Source organism: Haloarcula sp. CGMCC 1.6347, assembly GCF_037078395.1.
GTDB classification, from domain to species: Archaea; Halobacteriota; Halobacteria; order Halobacteriales; family Haloarculaceae; genus Haloarcula; species Haloarcula amylolytica.
Window position 1 is genome coordinate 1 of the sequence record NZ_JAYMGX010000001.1, and the last position, 18,171, is coordinate 18,171.

At 61.9% G+C, this 18,171-nt stretch carries 20 protein-coding genes, 2 tRNA genes, 1 rRNA gene and 1 other RNA gene; 16 read left to right on the forward strand and 8 right to left on the reverse strand.

Annotation, left to right across the window (positions count from 1 at the left end):
- The 4 genes from rrf to VI340_RS00020 all read left to right on the forward strand — a co-directional run.
- Positions 1–109 (forward strand): 5S ribosomal RNA (gene rrf, locus VI340_RS00005); the annotation flags it as partial.
- 102 nt (positions 110–211) lie between these two features.
- Positions 212–469, forward strand: coding sequence for a DUF5789 family protein (locus VI340_RS00010; RefSeq protein ID WP_008311400.1), 258 nt, complete (start codon positions 212–214; stop codon positions 467–469).
- A 46-nt stretch (positions 470–515) separates the two neighbouring features.
- A tRNA-Cys gene (locus tag VI340_RS00015) sits at positions 516–591 on the forward strand.
- Between the two features lie 413 nt (positions 592–1,004).
- Positions 1,005–2,117: a DUF5305 domain-containing protein gene (locus VI340_RS00020; RefSeq protein WP_336357514.1), complete on the forward strand. Its 1,113-nt coding sequence runs from the start codon at positions 1,005–1,007 to the stop codon at positions 2,115–2,117.
- A 10-nt stretch (positions 2,118–2,127) separates the two neighbouring features.
- On the opposite strand, the gene VI340_RS00025 is transcribed toward VI340_RS00020, so the two are convergent.
- The gene (locus VI340_RS00025; protein WP_336357515.1) at positions 2,128–3,342 is read right to left on the reverse strand and encodes a hypothetical protein; all 1,215 of its coding nucleotides are present in this window, start codon (positions 3,340–3,342) and stop codon (positions 2,128–2,130) included.
- Between the two features lie 92 nt (positions 3,343–3,434).
- Positions 3,435–4,004, reverse strand: coding sequence for a hypothetical protein (locus VI340_RS00030; RefSeq protein WP_049942985.1), 570 nt, complete (start codon positions 4,002–4,004; stop codon positions 3,435–3,437).
- A 121-nt stretch (positions 4,005–4,125) separates the two neighbouring features.
- Here VI340_RS00030 and VI340_RS00035 point away from each other — a divergent pair, with 121 nt between their 5' ends.
- The 3 genes from VI340_RS00035 to VI340_RS00045 all read left to right on the forward strand — a co-directional run bounded on the left by VI340_RS00035 (position 4,126) and on the right by VI340_RS00045 (position 6,630).
- Entirely contained in the window at positions 4,126–4,749 is a 624-nt protein-coding gene (locus tag VI340_RS00035; protein ID WP_336357516.1) for a hypothetical protein, read from the forward strand.
- Positions 4,750–4,909: 160 nt separating this feature from the next.
- The gene (locus tag VI340_RS00040; RefSeq protein ID WP_008311391.1) at positions 4,910–5,470 is read left to right on the forward strand and encodes a DUF7344 domain-containing protein; all 561 of its coding nucleotides are present in this window, start codon (positions 4,910–4,912) and stop codon (positions 5,468–5,470) included.
- Positions 5,467–6,630, forward strand: coding sequence for a LamG domain-containing protein (locus tag VI340_RS00045; RefSeq protein ID WP_336357517.1), 1,164 nt, complete (start codon positions 5,467–5,469; stop codon positions 6,628–6,630). The genes VI340_RS00040 and VI340_RS00045 overlap by 4 nt, the downstream gene beginning before the upstream one ends.
- Positions 6,631–6,638: 8 nt before the next feature.
- On the opposite strand, the gene VI340_RS00050 is transcribed toward VI340_RS00045, so the two are convergent.
- Both VI340_RS00050 and VI340_RS00055 read right to left on the reverse strand, forming a co-directional pair.
- Positions 6,639–7,784, reverse strand: a complete 1,146-nt coding sequence (locus VI340_RS00050) for a signal peptidase I (protein WP_336330396.1) — start codon at positions 7,782–7,784, stop codon at positions 6,639–6,641.
- 175 nt (positions 7,785–7,959) lie between these two features.
- Entirely contained in the window at positions 7,960–8,373 is a 414-nt protein-coding gene (locus VI340_RS00055; RefSeq protein ID WP_008311387.1) for a hypothetical protein, read from the reverse strand.
- Positions 8,374–8,453: 80 nt separating this feature from the next.
- Here VI340_RS00055 and VI340_RS00060 point away from each other — a divergent pair, with 80 nt between their 5' ends.
- The 4 genes from VI340_RS00060 to VI340_RS00075 all read left to right on the forward strand — a co-directional run bounded on the left by VI340_RS00060 (position 8,454) and on the right by VI340_RS00075 (position 10,418).
- Entirely contained in the window at positions 8,454–8,762 is a 309-nt protein-coding gene (locus tag VI340_RS00060) for a hypothetical protein (RefSeq protein WP_008311386.1), read from the forward strand.
- Positions 8,763–8,873: 111 nt separating this feature from the next.
- On the forward strand, positions 8,874–9,053 hold the full coding sequence (locus VI340_RS00065) for a hypothetical protein (protein ID WP_008311385.1): 180 nt from the start codon (positions 8,874–8,876) through the stop codon (positions 9,051–9,053).
- A 58-nt stretch (positions 9,054–9,111) separates the two neighbouring features.
- Entirely contained in the window at positions 9,112–9,444 is a 333-nt protein-coding gene (locus tag VI340_RS00070; protein WP_008311384.1) for a hypothetical protein, read from the forward strand.
- Between the two features lie 107 nt (positions 9,445–9,551).
- The gene (locus tag VI340_RS00075) at positions 9,552–10,418 is read left to right on the forward strand and encodes a hypothetical protein (protein ID WP_008311383.1); all 867 of its coding nucleotides are present in this window, start codon (positions 9,552–9,554) and stop codon (positions 10,416–10,418) included.
- Positions 10,419–10,454: 36 nt separating this feature from the next.
- On the opposite strand, the gene VI340_RS00080 is transcribed toward VI340_RS00075, so the two are convergent.
- The 4 genes from VI340_RS00080 to VI340_RS00095 all read right to left on the reverse strand — a co-directional run bounded on the left by VI340_RS00080 (position 10,455) and on the right by VI340_RS00095 (position 12,063).
- The gene (locus VI340_RS00080; protein WP_336357518.1) at positions 10,455–10,808 is read right to left on the reverse strand and encodes a hypothetical protein; all 354 of its coding nucleotides are present in this window, start codon (positions 10,806–10,808) and stop codon (positions 10,455–10,457) included.
- 194 nt (positions 10,809–11,002) lie between these two features.
- A tRNA-Lys gene (locus VI340_RS00085) sits at positions 11,003–11,076 on the reverse strand.
- Positions 11,077–11,110: 34 nt separating this feature from the next.
- Positions 11,111–11,788: a DUF7119 family protein gene (locus VI340_RS00090; protein WP_008311381.1), complete on the reverse strand. Its 678-nt coding sequence runs from the start codon at positions 11,786–11,788 to the stop codon at positions 11,111–11,113.
- Positions 11,789–11,916: 128 nt separating this feature from the next.
- On the reverse strand, positions 11,917–12,063 hold the full coding sequence (locus VI340_RS00095) for a hypothetical protein (protein WP_008311379.1): 147 nt from the start codon (positions 12,061–12,063) through the stop codon (positions 11,917–11,919).
- A gap of 271 nt (positions 12,064–12,334) precedes the next feature.
- Between VI340_RS00095 and VI340_RS00100 the strand changes: the two genes are divergently transcribed.
- The 5 genes from VI340_RS00100 (at position 12,335) to uvrB (ending at position 18,160) form a co-directional block, all read left to right on the forward strand.
- A complete protein-coding gene (locus VI340_RS00100; protein ID WP_008311376.1) occupies positions 12,335–12,676 on the forward strand; it encodes a hypothetical protein in 342 nt (113 codons plus the stop codon).
- Between the two features lie 92 nt (positions 12,677–12,768).
- Positions 12,769–14,532 carry a nitrite/sulfite reductase gene (locus VI340_RS00105; protein ID WP_336357519.1) on the forward strand — a complete coding sequence of 588 codons (1,764 nt, stop codon included), beginning with the start codon at positions 12,769–12,771 and terminating at the stop codon, positions 14,530–14,532.
- Between the two features lie 371 nt (positions 14,533–14,903).
- Positions 14,904–15,378: RNase P RNA component (gene rnpB, locus VI340_RS00110), an RNA gene on the forward strand.
- Positions 15,379–15,438: 60 nt separating this feature from the next.
- Positions 15,439–16,050 (forward strand): hypothetical protein, encoded by a 612-nt coding sequence (locus tag VI340_RS00115; protein WP_008311373.1) that lies wholly within the window; start codon positions 15,439–15,441, stop codon positions 16,048–16,050.
- Positions 16,051–16,099: 49 nt separating this feature from the next.
- Positions 16,100–18,160, forward strand: coding sequence for an excinuclease ABC subunit UvrB (gene uvrB / locus VI340_RS00120; RefSeq protein ID WP_336357520.1), 2,061 nt, complete (start codon positions 16,100–16,102; stop codon positions 18,158–18,160).
- Positions 18,161–18,171 lie beyond the last annotated feature (11 nt).

The window sequence follows — 18,171 nt, forward strand, 5'->3', positions numbered from 1 at the left end:
CGGCGGGGTTGCCTCCCGTACCCATCCCGAACACGGAAGATAAGCCCGCCAGCGTTCCGGGGAGTACTGGAGTGCGCGAGCCTCTGGGAAATCCGGTTCGCCGCCACCATTCATACCTTATTCACTCATCGAAGAGAGGCATCTCTCTCCGGTGGGCTTTCGATTTTTATAAGCAGTGCGTAACTACGTGGTCTGACCGAAAGGGTACTGTATGACTCGCGAGGTCAAGCTAAACGAACTTACGGCGCTTCTCGAAACAGCGACGTACCCCCTGCCGGTTGAGACCGCCCAGGCAGAGTTCGACGATGTACAGCTCGTGTACGCAGACGGCTCCGAACCGTTAGCTGCGCTACTGGATCGGGTCAATGATGAGCAGTTCGACTCACCGGACGAGGCACAATCATCCATCTACAGTACTATCCCAGTTGAAGGAGTCGGTGAACCGGGCCAGTCTGAGGGTGAGGGCTAACTGAATTCGCTACGCTTAAACGACCGAGTTGATTACCCCTATTCGTGCCAAGGTGGCAGAGTCTGGCCTAACGCAGCGGCCTGCAGAGCCGCCCATCGCCGGTTCAAATCCGGCCCTTGGCTTCCTCGTCTCTTACACCCCCGAGAAGTGCCGGTATGTAACTGTTACCTGCCTTTCTCTGTAGACTCGACGTTGTGAACTGTTGCTCGAAAACGGTTGCATACAGGATCAAGACTCTATCGAAGAATACAGTACGGACAGTCCGCTCATGAAATCCGTTTCGACGGGGCAACGCCCGACGTAGTGGGATCGCACGAACTATAGTAGCCATTGAAAGTCAATGCACACCTGATCGCACGACAGCAGTGCGATCAGTGTGTAAATCGTTTCAATTGTTACTATACTGTTACGGCCACAAACTGGTTCCCGGGACATTCGAAGCTGGAGTTAGCAGAGATGGGGCGGCGGAGAAAGGTGGATGCCGCTGCTGACCCGGTATCAACTCTTATTTGTCGGCACCAGTATTACAGTTGCAATGGGGTTGTTGGGACGGGAAACACGGCGGAGAGTCGTCGACAACTACGAACTGCTACTGATTTGTCTGATCGCCATCGCTGCGGTTGGCGGATATCTCACGTATACGGGCCACGTTGCTCCGGGAACGGACACAACTACGCGTCAGGTATCGTCGTGGCAGTCGTCCGGATCGTTCTCCCACAATGCGACAGTTCGCAACGGTACCTCGGCGTTTCCAGAGGGTGAAGTGCTCGAAGATCAACCTGTGTATCTCCGGACGGTCGCCCCCGTATTGGACGGCGCGTTCACGTACACGTTCAGCGCCAGCAACGAAAGCGATCTTACGGCCTCGGCTGACGTGTTCGTTCAGTATCGCTCCGTCGAATCAACCCAGAACGGAGAGCTCGTCTACTGGGAGGTCAAACGACCACTGACACAAGGCACTGTGCAGTCGCTGGCCGCGGGTGAGCGGCTGACGGTTCCGTTCTCGCTGAATGTCAGTCGCGCAGCCGAAACTGTTCGACGTATCGATTCGGAACACGGCCAGACGTCCGGTCGACTTGAGATGGCGGTGGTCTCTCAGGTGGCTCTTTCGGGGACGCGAAACGGGCAGTCGGTCGACACGACTCGGACGTATCGCCTCCCGATTATCCCGAGTCAGAGCAGCTACCGGGTCGAAAACGCTGGCCCGGTTCCGAACAGTGGTGACCGAACCGTCGAAGCGCAGGTCGAAAAAGCGTATGGACCGATCTGGACTCTCGGTGGCCCAGTGCTCCTGCTTGGTAGCTTTAGTGGTGCTGCTGCCCTCGTCTACGGGCGCACGACCGACTATCTCACACTTACCGACGCCGAGCGCCGATGGCTCGCATACAAGTCCGCCCGTGAGGAGTTTGACGATTGGATAACCGTCGGCCGGGCTGATCCAGTCGACGACGACATCTGGACAACTTCAGTTGATTCGCTCGTCGGGCTCGTGGACGTCGCAATAGACACCGAGGAACGTATCATCGAGTCAGATAGCGATTCTGAACTCATCGTGTACACTGGTGACCGACTGTTTCGGTACGCGCCTCCGCCAGAACCCGGAACTGATTCGACTGTGGGAAACAGTGGCGCTGAGACGCCGGACTGACCGAGTTGTTTTAGTGCTCTTCGGTGCCGCCGTCGGCAGCTTGCAGTTCGGGCAGTGCATCGAGTTCTGGGACCAGCCGGTACCCGGTCCCCGTGCCGACTGCAGCGGAGAACGCGAGCGCCGCAACCAGCTGCGAGACTGGGCCGAAGCCAGCGCCTGAGGCAGCTGCCACGACAAGAACCGTGAGTACGATTCCGGCAAGACCGATCGCGGTCTCGCGGACAGCGACGCGCCGGAACCGGCGACGGCGGTCACTCGGTTGCGTCTGGAGTACCGGGAGGACATCGTGATATCGCGTCTGCACGAGGTAGTTCGTCACTACGGCGAGCAGGCCAGCGATGAACGCCCACGGCCCCCAGCTAATTCCGAATGCCGGCTCGAAGCCGAGCGTGAATCCGTTCGGTTCGGCTGACTGTTGACTTTCGGGTGTCGTCGGCACGGGCTCAGCGCCACCGCCGGCCACGGTTTCGGGTTCTTCTTCGCTGGTGGTGGGTGTCTCAGCCCGTTCGTCGGTCGACGTCCCGACACCAGTACCGCTGCCACCGCTTCCGCCGCCAGCGGCTGTTTCAGTCTCGTTCCCGTCATCGTTTGCGGTCCCGTTCGTCGAGTTACTGTCCGTCGGCGTTGGCGTCGGCGTCGTGGGATCGCCCCCGTCCTGCGTACCACTCCCATCATCGTCACTGGGTGGCACACTGCCACCACCGCCACCGGTTGACCCACCGCCGCTCCCACCGTTGCTCTCGTCCCCTTCGGTTGACTGCTGTTCGGGAACAGGGGCGGTGATCGATATCGTGCCAGTGAAGTTGCGCTCCGCTGGCGTCACTGCCAGCCCAAAGCGAACTGATTCGTCGGGCTCCAACGAGACGGTGTCGCCGGCGACTTGTGCTCCAGTGTCCATCCGGTACATGCGAACTGTTTCCGGCTCGCTGTCCAGTTCGACGGTAGCGGCACTATTAGTTCCCTCGTAACCCGCAAACCCGACGACGAACAGGTCATCGACGCGGGTCTGACCGTTCGGGAGCACTGGTGAAAGACTGATGCGTAGCTGCCCTGTCTCGTCGTATTCGGCGTACTGGTCCCCGTTTACCGTGTCAGCGGGAGCCAAGTAGACGCCGGAGTTCCGGTCGGGTGCAACCTCGTCGCCGTCGATGAAGGCACCTGTTGCCATAGCGGTCCCTGCGAGGAGGACGACCGCTGCCATGACGGCGACGAGAGTGCGATTCATAGTTGGTTGTGTCGTGCCGACTGCGTTGGATCTTCGTGTGTGCCTGTATCTGGGCCTGTTGGTCGGCGGCCAGCGCCGGAATCGCGTTTCACTTACTGCTGGACCGCCTCGACGACGAAGGTCACGTCGCTGATCTCGCTGAGATCGTCGCCATCGACGCCGTCATCTCGGAGGTCGACAACGATGTCCAGTTCCACGGTGTCGCTGTAGCCGCCGTCTGAACTCCCGCCGTCGGGGTCGAGCGCGATAGCCTGGTCCGAGCCGACAATCGAGACGCCAGCGGATCCCTCCCGGAAGTCCAGAACTTCACCGTTTGTGGGGTCATCCCCAACCCCAGTAGTGCTGTCATCAATATAGAGGTTGACCTTGGATTGGCTGTTGTTGTCGACCTCCAAAGCGTTCTCGAAGCTGGTCTTCGCTTGTTCGTTGAGATTCGTCTGTTCGAAGTTGATGATATCAACCGACTCGTTTGTGTCCGTCCCGACGATGCTCGTGGCACCGCTCCCCGGGCTGAACCCCACCTGTGCCGACCCGGTATCGCCGGTGACTTGGAGATTGACGTTCCGGTCTGCTTCGATAGAGGTGAACGCACCGGAACCAAACACCGCACCCGTCCCCACACTGGCCGCACCAATACTAAGGAGAAAGCCACGCCGATTCATTGGAAGCTAGTTCACGGCATAGCGGCTTAGTACTGAACAGCGTTAGCGGCTTCAATGAGTGCTTTAGCCGGGCTAATGCAACAAAATAGTAAGTGGTAACCTCTCGATAAGCGAACTGAACATGAAACTGAACCGTAGAAGCGTACTCGGTCTCATCGGGACAGTCGGTATCGGATCTGGCGCGGCGTTCGGCTCTGGTGCATTTAGCACTGTCAGCGCAACGCGTGAAGTCGAAGTCAACGTCGTTGGCGCTGACGGCAACGGCTCCGAGATCGCAACCGAATTTACTGACGTGCTTGTCGACGCGTCCGCCGATGAGGTTGCGCTTCGGAATAGCAACGACGATCTCGTTACCGACGCTACGACCCTGTTTCCGACGAGTTCTGACTCTCTTGCTACCGATGGCGGCACGACTGTTTCGACTGACTACGTAAGCCTCATCGCGAACGACGTATCTGTCGTCTTTGGATACGAGGACGGTGGAACCGACGAACGGCTGATGCCAAACAGTACGTACGACTATGACAGTGGGTTCTTCAAGCTGGTCAACAACGACGGAAACTCGACGGCGTTCAACGTTGAGCTGAGTACCGGCAGCGGCCTTCTTTCCGATATCAACGGGAGCGGCGATACCCACAGCGAAGAGGTGTCTGCCGGTGGGGTTTCTGATCTCTCTGCAACCCTCGAAACGGGCGACAGCGCCCAGGAAACCGAAGACCTGACAATCACAATCACTGAAGTATAACGGGTTGGCTCTGCTGTCCGACTCCCTCACCTACCATGCCCTGCTGTCGGCAGACGCCTGCCTCTGGCGATGGATGTCTAGCGTAGAAAATACAGTTACTTACCATTTACAATCAAATACGAACAAAAAATCTATCAAGTAGTGCAGTTTAAACAGGAACATGGGACAGGTGGGGGTTAGCCGGCCAGAAGAGCGACAGCTATCGCGTGATGACGTATACGACATACTGAGCAACCAACGGCGCCGGTACGCTTTACACGCGATAAAACAGGAGGACGAGTGCGCCGAACTCTCTGACCTTGCCGAGCAAGTCGCTGCGTGGGAAAACGACAAGTGCATTCAGGAGATCACGTCCACGGAGCGACACCGCGTGTACACGTCGATGCAGCAGACACATCTCCCGACGCTTGAACGCGCGGGAGTCATCACGCACGACAACGGGACAGTTACGATGACCGATACAGCTGACAGCCTTGACGTGTACCTTGACGTCGTCCCGGGGGATTCGATTCCGTGGGCGGAGTACTATCTCGGGCTCGCCGCTGTTTCGTTAGCGCTCGTCGTCGCTGTCTGGGTCGGTGTCTTTCCACCGTCGGTTCCGTCGCTCGTGTGGCCGACGGTCATCACGCTGCTGTTTCTCGTCTCTGCGGCGTATCACGTCAAGGAGACTCGCCGGCTGCAACTCGGCGCAGCCGATAAGCCACCGGAGTTGTCGGAATGAACAAGAAGTGGACCCGACGTGGTGCACTCGCGTTCATCGCCAGCGGTGCAGGACTGCTCGCTGCCGAAACAGCCGGTGTCACTACCATCGACGCAAAGCGGTCCAGTACCCTGAAAGCGACCGACGGCAGCGATGCACTGCTTGGTATCGACATCGGGCCGGACAGTGACACGGATGACCAGAAGGTCAGTGGCACGGACGGCCAGCAGGTGACACTGGCAACGCTCACCAACAACTTCGACCAGCAACTTACGAGTGTTCGTGTCAGCCCCGGTCCCGCTCCACCGTTCGAAACTGTCCAGACGCCGAACAGGCTTCTGCCGGGCGAGAGCGGCGATGTCACAACGACGCTCGCCTGTGACTCAGAAGGGAGTACCACTGTCAACCTTGATATCACTGCTACCGGTACCGACCAGCGTGTCGAACTGAGCCGATCGGTTTCAGTTGAGTGTCGCGACCCCAGGGTGTCGTGGTGGCACTTCGAAGATGTTAGCAGAACGGATATCCCGGATTCCTGGGCCGCTGGCAACGATGGTGAGCGAGACCGTAGTCTTGACCCGGACAGTGACCCCCTTTATGAACCGGATCTAGCGACATCCAGTCAGGGCCGCGGTGAAGTGCTCAATTTCGATGGTGACGACGTCGTCACCGTTCCCGACGACGATACACTCGACTTGACTGCTGATTTCTCGCTCTCTGCCTGGGTATTCCCCCGAAGTCAGAATGGCCTCACACGACTGTTCAGCAAGTGGAACTCCCGTGGCGACGATAGCTATCAGTTCGGCTTCGGTGGTGGTTGGAAGGGTTCGGACGACAGAGAACTGCTCATCGAGACCACCGACGATAACAAACTCACGGGTGTTTCGCTGACGAAGAACCGGTGGGCACACGTCGTGTGGACCCACGGATCACAGGACAGGGTGTACGTCAACGGGGCGCAAAAGGGGCCGACGTTTTCGCTCCCCGATGCGCAGGCGTCCGAACAACCGCTTCGAATCGGCACCGGCATCAACCCTGGTGGGAACGCTATCTACGGATTCAACGGTGCCATGGACGAACCCAAGGTGTACGACGCCGCGCTCACCGCCGAGCAGGTGAGCAATCTCTACAATTCAAGCACGGCAAGTGCAGGTGGTGGCGGCGGCGATATCACCGGATGAACCCGCGATCATTCACGCCTAAGCAGGCGGCGTACCTGTCGCTTCAGCGGGACCGACCGGTCCCGGCTCCGCTCGCGCGTTGTTCCGAACCCGAAGGTCGCCCCAACTGCCGCTGTGAGGCTTCCTAACACCAGGAGATTGAACGCTCCGAGGGCCACCAGCGGGTGGACTCCGTGCAGCCCCGCGATGACGCCCGGCGGTGCTAGCAGGAAGTATCGATGCTCTTCGACGGTCACGACCGCCTGTTCGCCCGGTGGTGGGGCGGGCACCGACAGCGTTGCCGTCGCGGACCCGCCGCGCTGGACGACAAGCCGGTTACGGTCCATCGCCGCGTCCGGGTGCGATGATTCGAGGATAATGAGCATCGTTACCAGTCCGCCGTTTTCGGCAGTGAACTCGCTTTCGACGGTCTCCCCGGGCGTGACATCCTCGCTAGTGCTGTCGATGGTGACGCTGTGAGTGCCGCTCGGAGCGACCATCGCCGCGTTGGCTGGGACGAGAATCAACACTGCCAGTGCGAGTATAACCGTCCAGCCATTGATGGCGTCCCCGTCGCGCGAACGAGTCCGTTCTCTGGTCCGCTCCTCGCTGGCCCGGAAGCTGTCGACGAAGACGAGCAGAAACAGTCCGAGCCCGATAGAGATGAACAGTCCACTGAGTCCCTGTCCGCTCGTCAGGTCGCTGTTGCCCGGCCCGCCAATCAATACCAAGCCGCTTTCTGCCGCCGTTCGAGCGGAGCTGATGGCGGTGCCGAGACCGGGGAGCCGGACGACCTGTCCGTTGATCTGGAGTGCTGTCGCGACGACTCGGTCGTCCGTGACAACCGGCTCACCTCCGCTCTGGTCTCTGAACGGGTTGTTGTCCCCTTTCGTGATGTAGCCGCCGTCGGTCTCCGCGACAACCCGGTGTGTGGTCAGTCCGCCGCCCTGTAACTCGACCGCTTCGAACACGATGACGTCCCCCGGCTCGATCTCGCCAGCGACGGGTGCAGGAACGGCGACGAACGCGTCGCCCGTGTTCAGCGTCGGTGACATACTCCCTGAAGTCACGTACCCCAGCAGGATCGGCTGTCCGAGGAGCTGCCCGATAACGAGGGAGAGAACGACGAGGACAGCAAGCAGGGTGAACGCGTCCTCGACGGCCTGCCGCAGCATACCTGCAGTAGCCGGTCACAGGTTTTCAACCCTCCGAACAGCGGAGCAGTCGACGCAGTCGCTCATTATTCGAAGCGTACGAAATCGGCGCGTGGGGTCTCTGCGCGCGACGCACTGTCGTATGGTGACCGCGTGGCAGGCCAGTTCTGGTCGACCATATCACTGACCGTCTCGATCACTCTGTTTCGACAGGGATCGTGTGGACCTGCCGGAGCGGCGCGATGTGTGCTTTCGCCGCCTCGTCCAGTGGAAAGGTCCCGTGGATGTCGGCCGGGACCTGGCCGTGGACGACACGCCCGAACGGCGCGGCGGCGGTGGGATACACCTGCTCGGCCAACCGGGCGACAGGGGCCGCGACATCGAGGCCTTCCAGCGCTTCCTTCACAGCCGCTTCGCCGACGTGGACGGACTCCCCGTCGATCAGTATGAACGCGAACGGCGGGTCGTCGAACTGCGCCCGGAGGAACGCCTGAATCGCATCGGACTCCCAGGGGACCGGCGTGATGTCCGTGGCACAGCGGGTTACCGTCTCGGCAGCGCGCCGGAACAGGTCGGTACTGCCGTCGTAGACGAGAAGCGACTGAGTCACACCCCCCTGTACGGGTTTGGGCCGTTTGAACGTTGTGTAGTGTCACAACGGCTTATGCTTCTGCCCCTCTACGTTTCTGTATGGACGCACGGGACGAACCGATGCCCAGACTCGCCCGGCGACTCGAAACAGTACTGGAGAGCGCGCTTGCCGATAGCGTGTCGTGGACGGTCACTACTGACGGCCCAGTCGTCGCTCGACTGCCCGACCGCGAGTTCGCGTTCGAGCGGAACGATAGCCCGGATGGGTACCGGTGGACAGTCGTGTTACGCGCGGACGGTGCGGTCGTGAGCAAGTTCGGGCAGTTCGAGACGGTCGATAGCGTTGTCGAGCGGGTCGAATCGCTCGCCCACTCCGACGCTCGGTACACGGTTTGCTGTGACGGCTAACTGTCCCAGCGCCAGAACTACCCAGCAAGCGAATTCAGTGACCACGTTTCAGTCAGCGACACGTCGCTCGTGGGTAATCTCTATACGAATCCCGTACCAACGAGCAGGCGTATGAGTCTGCTCAAGAACAAGCACCTCCTCAACGGGATCGTCTCACTGGTCGTCAGCGTCGGTATCACTGTCTGGCTGGCCGACGACGAGGACGCGCCGTGGAGCCTGACTGACATGGCCATGGCCGTCGCTATTTCGTCGTTCCTGTCCGGCTTTTTCACCAGCTACTTCGCCGACTGACGCCCGGTGACTCTCTGGACGGGGGAACACCGATGCCGTTCCGGCCCGTCCGACTAGTATGGACGAACCAGAACCCGTCGACGACTGGCCCAACCGCCCGTTCTCGCCGACGGAAGCCAGTGCCCTGCTGGATGACATCGACGGCGCTGTCGCGGTCTGGGTGATGCACCACGACAACGACGTTCGGTCGGCCGTCGTTCTCGATGACGCCCCCGAGGACGCAGTCATCGACATTGTCGTCGAGACTGAGGCTGCCTTCGAAATGTACAGTTACACGAGCGGCGTGTGGATGGACTACGGCACGCAGCGGAAGGACGACTCGGATGCCCCGTCGATGGCAGGAACGCTCGACAGCTACGACGTTCTCGCTGGCGAGTCTGATACAGCCTGACCCGATACATCGACACCGCCGTTACTGGGGCGAGACGCCCCTACCACCCGTCTATCAAGACACTCGAAAAGTAATCATTAAACGGCGCGGCGACTGACCCTCCTGATATGCAACGACGAGCCGCGGCGGCGTACTTCGCGTTCTTCCTCGTTATCAGTGTTGCTGCGTACGCCTACATCGGCGTCGCGGAGAGTCAGCGGCCGGCGGTGTCGCTCGACGCTGACGCCGAACTGACGAACGAGAGTACGTTCACTGTCGACGGAACGGAATACACAGCCACGAACATCCACATGTCCGGCGGCGGCGGTGGCGGCCACGGCGGCGGCGGTGGCAGCATGGCAGCTGACCTCTCGTGGACGAACGAGTCGTCACGGTATACAGCGACGTTAGAGCACAACGCCACGACGACCTACCAGAACGACACCTATCGCGTCCACACTGACGGTAACGAGAGCACGGTGACGCTCGAAGAGGAACTCAACGTCAGCGCACTCCTCGTCGAGGACTCCTCAGTCCAGAACACGCTGGCGACCCAGAACGGGACCGAGTACGTGGTCTACCAGTCGAACAACACGCAAGTCCCGCTGAGTGAATGGCTCCCAGAGCCGGAGACGGTGTCGTTCACCACCGGCGATACCTACCCGCACGCGACCGATAGCGGCACCCAGGAGACCACGATCTCCGAAGTGACCGACGACGGCGCGACCCTCGAATGGTTCGCACCGCGCGAGAACACAATCGAACTTTCGGAGGGTGGGAACGTCACGCTGAACGAGCAGCAGTTCTTCACGCACTTCCCAGACCATAGCACCGTCCAGATCGTCCCGATTCAGCAGTACGGCCAGTACCAGGAGACACTCGACCAGCAGGACTACTTCCACGAGCGCAAGAACGGCATCTGGGGCGTCTCGATACTCTCGGGCATCGCGGCCGTGCTGATGCTTGGGATGGCGTATATGCCCGTCCGCGGATAACAAGCCGTCTGTTTTTGGTCTTCTTCGACGACCGGTTTACGCGTCGGCTGCCCAGCTGATGTACGCTAGTCCGACACCGAGCACGCTCATCAGGACCGCCGCGACCATCTGTACAATCGCCGCTGCCATCGACGCGTGCGTCTGCCACGGTGTGCCGGCCACCGCCGCGAGCGTGGCGACGACGAGCAACACGCCGACAGTGACACCTAGCGGGCGCAGCGGCTGTGCGAGTACGCGCTGAACCGTACCGGTAGTTCCGTCCATACTGGTGCCATCCGCCGTCTCGGTGGTAAATGAACCGGTCTCGGACTCTGTCCTGTCGCGCTGCTTCTTGTACACAGAACAGCGGGCCGGGCGGGAGTTGAACCGGAGGAAGACATGCTCGCTCACATTCGTTCGCTGTGCGTGCCTTCCAGGGTTCAACTCCTTCCTGCCGGTTCACTCACCGACTCGCGGTGCTCGTCGGTTCGTTGCACGGGCCGGAGGGAGTTGAACCACCTGCACTTCGCTCACTACGTTCGCTCGTGCCGTAGTTCAACGCCCTCCGTAGCCGCTTTGCTTCTCACGTCCGTTCGTCGCAAAAGCGGGCCGGGAGGGAGTTGAACCCCCGACCATCTGGTTAAAAGCCAGACGCTCTGCCTAACTGAGCTACCGGCCCTCGCTATTCGCTCGGGGGAGCGGCGATTAAGACCTTACGGTCCGTCGTCGAAGTACGATTCGATAGCCTCGCTGATGACTTCTCCGGGGGAGGCCCCATCGAGTGCAGCCTGCCGGCGGAGTCGACAGTAGGCGTCGCGGCCGAGTTGTGTCCGTAACTCGCCCAGCGCGTACCCGTTTCTGGCGAGCGCCGCGTCCACGGACGCGCCGTCGTTGACACTGCTGGCAACGGACCGGATCTGGCGGACGGTGAGGTCGTGGTCGAGGGCGGCCCACGCCAGTAGGAGGCGGGATTCGCCGGAGACTCTGGCGATGTGTTTGGCCGCCGTCGGCGCAATTTCTCCCTTGGCGACGTGAATACGGACGGACCGCGGGAGGTCGTGCACGCGGGACCACTTCCGGATGAACGAGACCGACGCCTCCCCGCCGGCCCGTTCGGCAGCGGCCTTGTAGGACCCCTCACCACGGACCAGGGCTGCACACGCGGCCGCGCCGCGCAGAATGAACACGTTGTCGTCGGCGCCGGCGGTGTTCTCGGAGAACTTCTCGACCGTTCTGGCGGCGAGCTCGAGGCTCTCGGAGTCGTCGGGATCGAACTCGATGGCCTCCTCGGGCCGCTGGCCAGTGAGTGCCGGGTCCCCGCGGATGACCGGTTTACCGACCGGTGATTCACGGTCGGTCGATGGAACGTAATTGTCGGGCCCCTCAGGCATCGATACGTGCTTGGGGAGCACCGCACAAAAGTATCCCGTACAGGGGTGTCATACAGGCTATTGTAAGTCATTCCGGGATTTCGCCGACCCGGGCCGGCGCACTTAATACGCAGTCACAACAGTCTGTATCAGTCGTCAGAGGCGCTCTCGCGCTCTTCGCTCATGTGCTCCCAGATTTCTGTGCAACCGCAGCCATCCTCGACGTTGTCGAGGTGGTCTGTGGTCGGCTCTTCGCGTTCGGCGTCGTCGTCGTGGGTCTGTTGTGCGTTCGTCATCGTTTCTGGCACAGCAGCGACCTGCGTGGCCGCCGCGTGGTGTCGTACTCCTTCGTAACGCCCCCACTATCTTAAACACGGACTCTCCTGTAAGCTTGGCCCGCACTGCGACTTACAGGCAACATATGTTTGTATCTCGTACAGATCCCATCAAATAGTGGGTCATTATGTTCTGATACACTCACCGCATGACTGCGGTGGATTCGTCCCGATCCGGTGATACTTGCGACCGCCGATGCTCTCAGGTATCTCTGGAATCTAATGAGATGTAATGACGACCGACGTTCACCAGCTCGACGACGGGGCCTGGATTTCCGTCAACGACTCGCGGGAAGTGAACGTCTCGGACCTGTGGTTGTTAGCTCGAAGCGACTTCTGTGGGTGTGAGACGACGGATTTCCTCGCCGAGGGGTTCGTAAAAGTGGGCGTGGATTACCCGGATATTCAGGCGCGAATTGCCGGTCAGTGTATCGCCTGCGGTGAAAGCGGTGTTACCGACTGGCTGACGGTCGGCCGCGTCGTAGACCCCGAATCCGGTGAGTTCTACGGCGTCGTCCACGAGAGCGTCCATTTTCCGGAGAAGCGAACCCGGCTTGCCCATCCCGAAGAATAGGCAACAATCTCTTGTTTCGGGGAGTGGTGGCGACGGTTGACGGCAAAGTGTGTTGTATAAGTCTGTGAGACTTGTGGAAGAACACATTAGCTATGCCCAGTAAAGTCGAGAAATGGAAGGACGAGGTCTACGGTAACGAAATCCGGGAGCATCTGATGGAGTTCGCAGAGAAGGGCTGGGACGCCATTCCGGAAGACGAGCACGACGCCTGGTTCGAGCGCTTCAAGTGGTGGGGCCTGTACCACCAGCGCTCCGGCCAGGAGTCCTACTTCATGATGCGTATCGGGACGCCAAACGGCGTCATCAAGCCCGGCCAGCTCGAAGTCATCGGCGAAGTCGCGAAGGAGTACGCGACCGGCCCCGTCGATAACCCCGAGTTCGGCGAGGCGTACTGTGACTGGACGACCCGCCAGAGCATCCAGCTCCACTGGATCAAACTGGAGGACATCCCCGAGATCTTCGAGAAGCTCGAAGCCGTCGGCCTGGGAACGCAACAGGCCTGTGGTGACTCCTGGCGGAACATCGTCGGCTGCCCCGTCGCCGGCAAGGACAAACACGAGCACGTCGACGCCTGGCCCGTCGCCGAGGACCTCCACGAGACGTTCAAGGGCAACGACGACTACTCGAACCTCCCGCGCAAGTGGAAGGTCGCCATCGCTGGCTGTGACGAAGGCTGTGGCCAGGGCGACATCAACGACCTCGCCTTCGAGCCGGCCGAGAAGGACGGCGAACTCGGCTTTAACGTCCGCATCGGCGGCGGCCTCTCCCGCAAGGAACCGCGCCTCGCCCGCGATATCGACGTGTGGGTCCCGCCGGAGCAGGCCGCCGACGTGGCCCACGGCATGTCCGCGCTCTTCCGCGACCACGGCGACCGCGAGGACCGCTTCAACGCCCGCATCAAGTTCCTCATGGACGAGTGGGGTCCGGAAAAGATGCGCTCGGTCCTCCAGGACGACTACGTCGACTTCGAACTGGAGACCGCCGGCGAGGACATGCGCGACCAGTACAGCTACAACACCGGCTCCCAGGACGGGCACAACGACCACGTCGGGATCCACGAGCAGAAGGACGGCAACTACTACGTCGGCCTGAACGTCCTGGTCGGCCGGATGGGTGCCGACGACGTGCTCGAACTCGCGGAACTCGCCGACGAGTACGGCTCCGGCGAGGTCCGACTGACCCAGCGCCAGAACATCATCGTCACCGACGTCCCCGAGGAGAACCTCGACGAGTTCACCAGCGAACCCCTGCTGGAGAACTACTCCCCGGACCCGTCGCCGTTCATGCGCGGGTCCATCGCCTGCACGGGCACGGAGTACTGCTCGCTCTCTATCGTCGAGACGAAGAACCGCCAGGTCCGCTACGCCCGCTGGCTCAAGGACAACGTCGAACTGCCCGAGGACCACAAGGACTTCCACATCCACCTCTCGGGCTGTACGGCCTCCTGCGCCCAGCCCCAGATCGCCGACGTTTCCCTGCGTGGCATGAAGACCCGCAAGGACGGCGAACCGGTCGAAGCGCTCGATATCGGCCTCGGCGGCGGCCTCGGCGACGACCCGCGCTTCGCCGACTGGGTGGAGATGCGCGTCCCGGCCGACGAAGTCCCCGGCGCGATCAAGAACCTCGTCAACAACTTCAAAGAGGCACGCGAGGGCGGCGAGACCTTCCGTGACTTCGTCGAGGACCGCGACGAGGAGACGCTGGCCGAGCTGGTCGAACCCGAAGAGACGGACTACCACGACCCGTACATGCACAACACGAAGATGACGTGGTACCCCTACGCGGAGGACGACGACATGCAGTCCTCGCCCGCGCCCACGAACGGGCAGGGCGAGCCGCTGCCCTCTGACGACTAAGGCGTACTACTGGGCACTCTCGGCTCGTTCTTCGACGAATCGTGCGGTTGTCCGCCGTTTGATTAAGTTTCGTATCTGCCTGTGGCCGGGAGTGCGCTCCGTCGCACGACCACCGTCAGAGCGCTGCTCTGACGAGCCTTCGTTCGCTTCGCTCACGAAGACGGGGAAAGGCAGGCCCGCCTGAAGAAACAAATTTAGTAGCTGTTGTCGCTGAGCATACCGCGAGCGAAGCGAGCGGTTTCACGCGAATCGCTTTGCGATTCGCGCTTTTTCGCCCACGTTTTTCAAGGAGTGGTTCGCGCTTTGCGCGAACCCGACGCAGAAAAAGGTGGTTGGTAAGCCTTATTCGCCGCACTGGCATAGCAGTAAGTGGCAGCGGGAGGCCGGCTCCCGTGGCGCAAGCCATGAGGAAAGTCCCCCCACCTGTCGGACAGGTGACCGGGCGCAAGCCCGGGGCGGGAGACCGTCGGCTCTGGAACAGCAACGACACGTCGTCGCCGGACCGATGAGGTGTGCGAATCCCGAGCGAGGCTGGTCGTGCCCCACCAGACGGTGCGGCACGCGGCCAAAGCGAGGGAGAGGTAACCCACCGAGGGCAGTCGCGACCCGGTGACTCCGGGGCGCGCAGTTGTGGACCACATCCGTGCTCCACCCGTGGGCCGCAGACGCCCCACGCATTCCGTGGGCCGCAGACGCCCCACGCCTCCGGCGACGGACCGATGGAACGGCGAAACCTCACCGGTGCAAGGCCGCGTCGACAGGTAGTCCGACGCCGCGCGCAAGCGCTGGACGTGGCCGCTCAGCCGAATGCTGGCCCGAACAGAAGGGGGCTTACTCCCCGCAGCCACTGATTCTGATAGCGGCGGGTCCGATGGTTACAAGCCCGCGCCGGCCGCAGGCCCGTGTATGACCGCAGCCGACCTTATCGACGACGTTCGTGACGACCAGCAGACGGAACTCTCCCGACTGGGCTCCTCGAAGACGCTGTACGCCGACACCCGCGGCGAGATGGAACCGGACGTAGTGCTGGCGGCGGCGGCCGCCCGCGAGCAGGCGGCCCACGACACGTTCGACGCCTGGAGCGACGACGACCACGACGACGCGGCGGCGCTGTTTGCCGATGCGGCGGGCGAGACGGCCGAGCGCCGCGACAGCCTCGGCGCCGACCCGGTCGACCGGACGCCGGCGATGCACGACGTGCTCGCTGACCTCGACGGGACCGTCGAACGCCTCGGCGGCTTCGTCGGCTGGTCGCTCGTCGACAAGAAGGTCAAAGAGCAGTACACCGGCTTCTTCACCGGCCAGGCGGACCCCCAGACGGCGAGTACGTTCCGCAGCGCTGGCAGCGACGTGGTGGACCTCCGCAACGAGGCCGCCGAACTGCTCGATGCGGTGTGTGAGAGCGACGACGACTGGGACGCCGCGGCGGCGGCTGCTATCGACGTCATCTCGACGGCCTACGACGAGTACTTCGAGACACTGGAAGACCTCGGCGTGAACCCGAAACCGGTCTGCTAACCCTTCACGAACCACGCGGCTCAAGTCCGTCCAGCCCGATGTGTGGGTAATGAGCGACACCGGCGGCCCACTCTCTATTGACCGACCAGATGTCGACCGCGAGTTCCGCGTCGACGCCCCGTTCGAGCCCGCAGGCGACCAGCCCGAGGCCATCGAAGGGCTCGCGTCGGGCTATCGCCAGGGGATGGACCGACAGACCTTGCTCGGTGTGACCGGCTCCGGGAAGACAAACACCGTCTCGTGGGTCGTCGAGGAGATTCAGCAACCCACGCTCGTCATCGCCCACAACAAGACCCTCGCGGCCCAACTCTACGAGGAGTTCCGCGAGCTGTTCCCGGACAACGCCGTCGAGTACTTCGTCTCCTACTACGACTACTACCAGCCCGAGGCCTACGTCGAGCAGACGGACACCTTCATCGACAAGGACGCCTCCATCAACGACGAGATCGACCGGTTGCGCCACTCCGCGACGCGCTCGCTGCTCACCCGCGACGACGTCATCGTCGTCGCGTCGGTGTCGGCCATCTACGGCCTCGGTGACCCGCGCAACTACATCGACATGTCCCTCTCACTGGAGGTGGGCCAGGAGATCGAGCGCGACGACCTGCTCGGGCAACTGGTCGACCTGAACTACGAGCGCAACGACGTGGACTTCACGCAGGGGACCTTTCGCGTGCGCGGGGACACGCTGGAAATCTACCCGATGTACGCCCGCTACGCTCTGCGCGTGGAGTTCTGGGGCGACGAGATCGACCGGATGCTGAAGGTCGACCCGCTTGAAGGCGAGGTCAAAAGCGAGGAGCCAGCCGCCCTGCTCCACCCGGCGGAGCACTACTCGATTCCGGAACAGCGGCTCCAGCGGGCCATCGACGAGATCGAAGAACTGCTGGATCAGCGTATCAGCTACTTCGAGCGCCAGGGTAACCACGTCGCCGCCCAGCGCATCGAGGAGCGGACCACGTTCGACATCGAGATGATGCAGGAGACGGGCTACTGCTCGGGCATCGAGAACTACTCGGTCCACCTCTCGGACCGGGAGACGGGCGAGGCCCCCTACACCTTGCTGGATTACTTCCCCGATGACTTCCTCACGGTCGTCGACGAGTCCCACCAGACGCTCCCCCAGATCCGCGGCCAGTTCGAGGGCGACAAGAGCCGCAAGGAGAGTCTCGTCGAGAACGGCTTCCGCCTGCCGACGGCCTTCGACAACCGCCCGCTCACCTTCGAGGAGTTCGAGGAGAAGACCGACCAGACGCTGTACGTGAGCGCGACGCCGGGCGACTACGAGCGCGAACACAGCGACCAGGTCGTCGAGCAGATCGTCCGTCCGACCCACCTCGTCGACCCGGCCGTCGAGATCGCCTCGGCGACGGGACAGGTCGAGGACCTGCTGGAGCGCATCGACGAGCGCGTCGAGCGCGACGAGCGGGTGCTGGTGACCACACTCACGAAACGCATGGCCGAGGACCTCACGGAGTACCTCGAAGAGTCCGGCGTGAGCGTCGCCTACATGCACGACGAGACGGACACGCTGGAACGGCACGAACTCATCCGGTCGCTCAGATTGGGCGACATCGACGTGCTGGTTGGCATCAATCTCCTCCGGGAGGGGCTGGATATCCCGGAAGTATCGCTCGTCGCGATTCTCGACGCCGACCAGGAGGGGTTCCTCCGCTCGGAGACGACGCTGGTCCAGACGATGGGCCGGGCTGCCCGGAACGTCAACGGCGAGGTGGTGCTGTACGCCGACGAGCGCAGCAACGCCATGCAGTCGGCCATTCAGGAGACCCAGCGCCGCCGGCGCATCCAGCAGCAGTACAACGAGGAGCACGGCTTCGAGCCGACGACCATCGAGAAAGAAGTCGGCGAGACGAACCTGCCCGGGAGCAAGACCGACACCGGCGGCATTTCCAGTGACGGCGCGAGCGACGCCGACGAGGCCGCACACCAGATAGAGCAACTGGAAGAACGGATGCAGGAGGCCGCGGACAATCTGGAGTTCGAACTGGCTGCGGACATCAGGGACCGCATCCGCGAACTGCGCGAGGAGTTCGACTTAGACGGCGGCGACGACGGCGACGGCGTTCCGGCACCCGGCCCGGAGTTCTGATCTGGATCTGG

Excerpts from the sequence above, each read along its gene's own strand:
- VI340_RS00090 (WP_008311381.1), bottom strand. The coding sequence starts at position 11,788 with ATGCCTGAGGGGCCCGACAATTACGTTCCATCGACCGACCGTGAATCA.
- VI340_RS00020 (WP_336357514.1), top strand. The coding sequence starts at position 1,005 with ATGGGGTTGTTGGGACGGGAAACACGGCGGAGAGTCGTCGACAACTAC.
- VI340_RS00025 (WP_336357515.1), bottom strand. The coding sequence starts at position 3,342 with ATGAATCGCACTCTCGTCGCCGTCATGGCAGCGGTCGTCCTCCTCGCA.
- uvrB (WP_336357520.1), top strand. The coding sequence starts at position 16,100 with ATGAGCGACACCGGCGGCCCACTCTCTATTGACCGACCAGATGTCGAC.
- VI340_RS00065 (WP_008311385.1), top strand. The coding sequence starts at position 8,874 with ATGAGTCTGCTCAAGAACAAGCACCTCCTCAACGGGATCGTCTCACTG.
- VI340_RS00070 (WP_008311384.1), top strand. The coding sequence starts at position 9,112 with ATGGACGAACCAGAACCCGTCGACGACTGGCCCAACCGCCCGTTCTCG.
- VI340_RS00075 (WP_008311383.1), top strand. The coding sequence starts at position 9,552 with ATGCAACGACGAGCCGCGGCGGCGTACTTCGCGTTCTTCCTCGTTATC.
- VI340_RS00040 (WP_008311391.1), top strand. The coding sequence starts at position 4,910 with ATGGGACAGGTGGGGGTTAGCCGGCCAGAAGAGCGACAGCTATCGCGT.
- VI340_RS00050 (WP_336330396.1), bottom strand. The coding sequence starts at position 7,784 with ATGCTGCGGCAGGCCGTCGAGGACGCGTTCACCCTGCTTGCTGTCCTC.
- VI340_RS00105 (WP_336357519.1), top strand. The coding sequence starts at position 12,769 with ATGCCCAGTAAAGTCGAGAAATGGAAGGACGAGGTCTACGGTAACGAA.
- VI340_RS00030 (WP_049942985.1), bottom strand. The coding sequence starts at position 4,004 with ATGAATCGGCGTGGCTTTCTCCTTAGTATTGGTGCGGCCAGTGTGGGG.
- VI340_RS00060 (WP_008311386.1), top strand. The coding sequence starts at position 8,454 with ATGGACGCACGGGACGAACCGATGCCCAGACTCGCCCGGCGACTCGAA.
- VI340_RS00095 (WP_008311379.1), bottom strand. The coding sequence starts at position 12,063 with ATGACGAACGCACAACAGACCCACGACGACGACGCCGAACGCGAAGAG.
- VI340_RS00035 (WP_336357516.1), top strand. The coding sequence starts at position 4,126 with ATGAAACTGAACCGTAGAAGCGTACTCGGTCTCATCGGGACAGTCGGT.
- VI340_RS00100 (WP_008311376.1), top strand. The coding sequence starts at position 12,335 with ATGACGACCGACGTTCACCAGCTCGACGACGGGGCCTGGATTTCCGTC.
- VI340_RS00045 (WP_336357517.1), top strand. The coding sequence starts at position 5,467 with ATGAACAAGAAGTGGACCCGACGTGGTGCACTCGCGTTCATCGCCAGC.
- VI340_RS00115 (WP_008311373.1), top strand. The coding sequence starts at position 15,439 with ATGACCGCAGCCGACCTTATCGACGACGTTCGTGACGACCAGCAGACG.
- VI340_RS00010 (WP_008311400.1), top strand. The coding sequence starts at position 212 with ATGACTCGCGAGGTCAAGCTAAACGAACTTACGGCGCTTCTCGAAACA.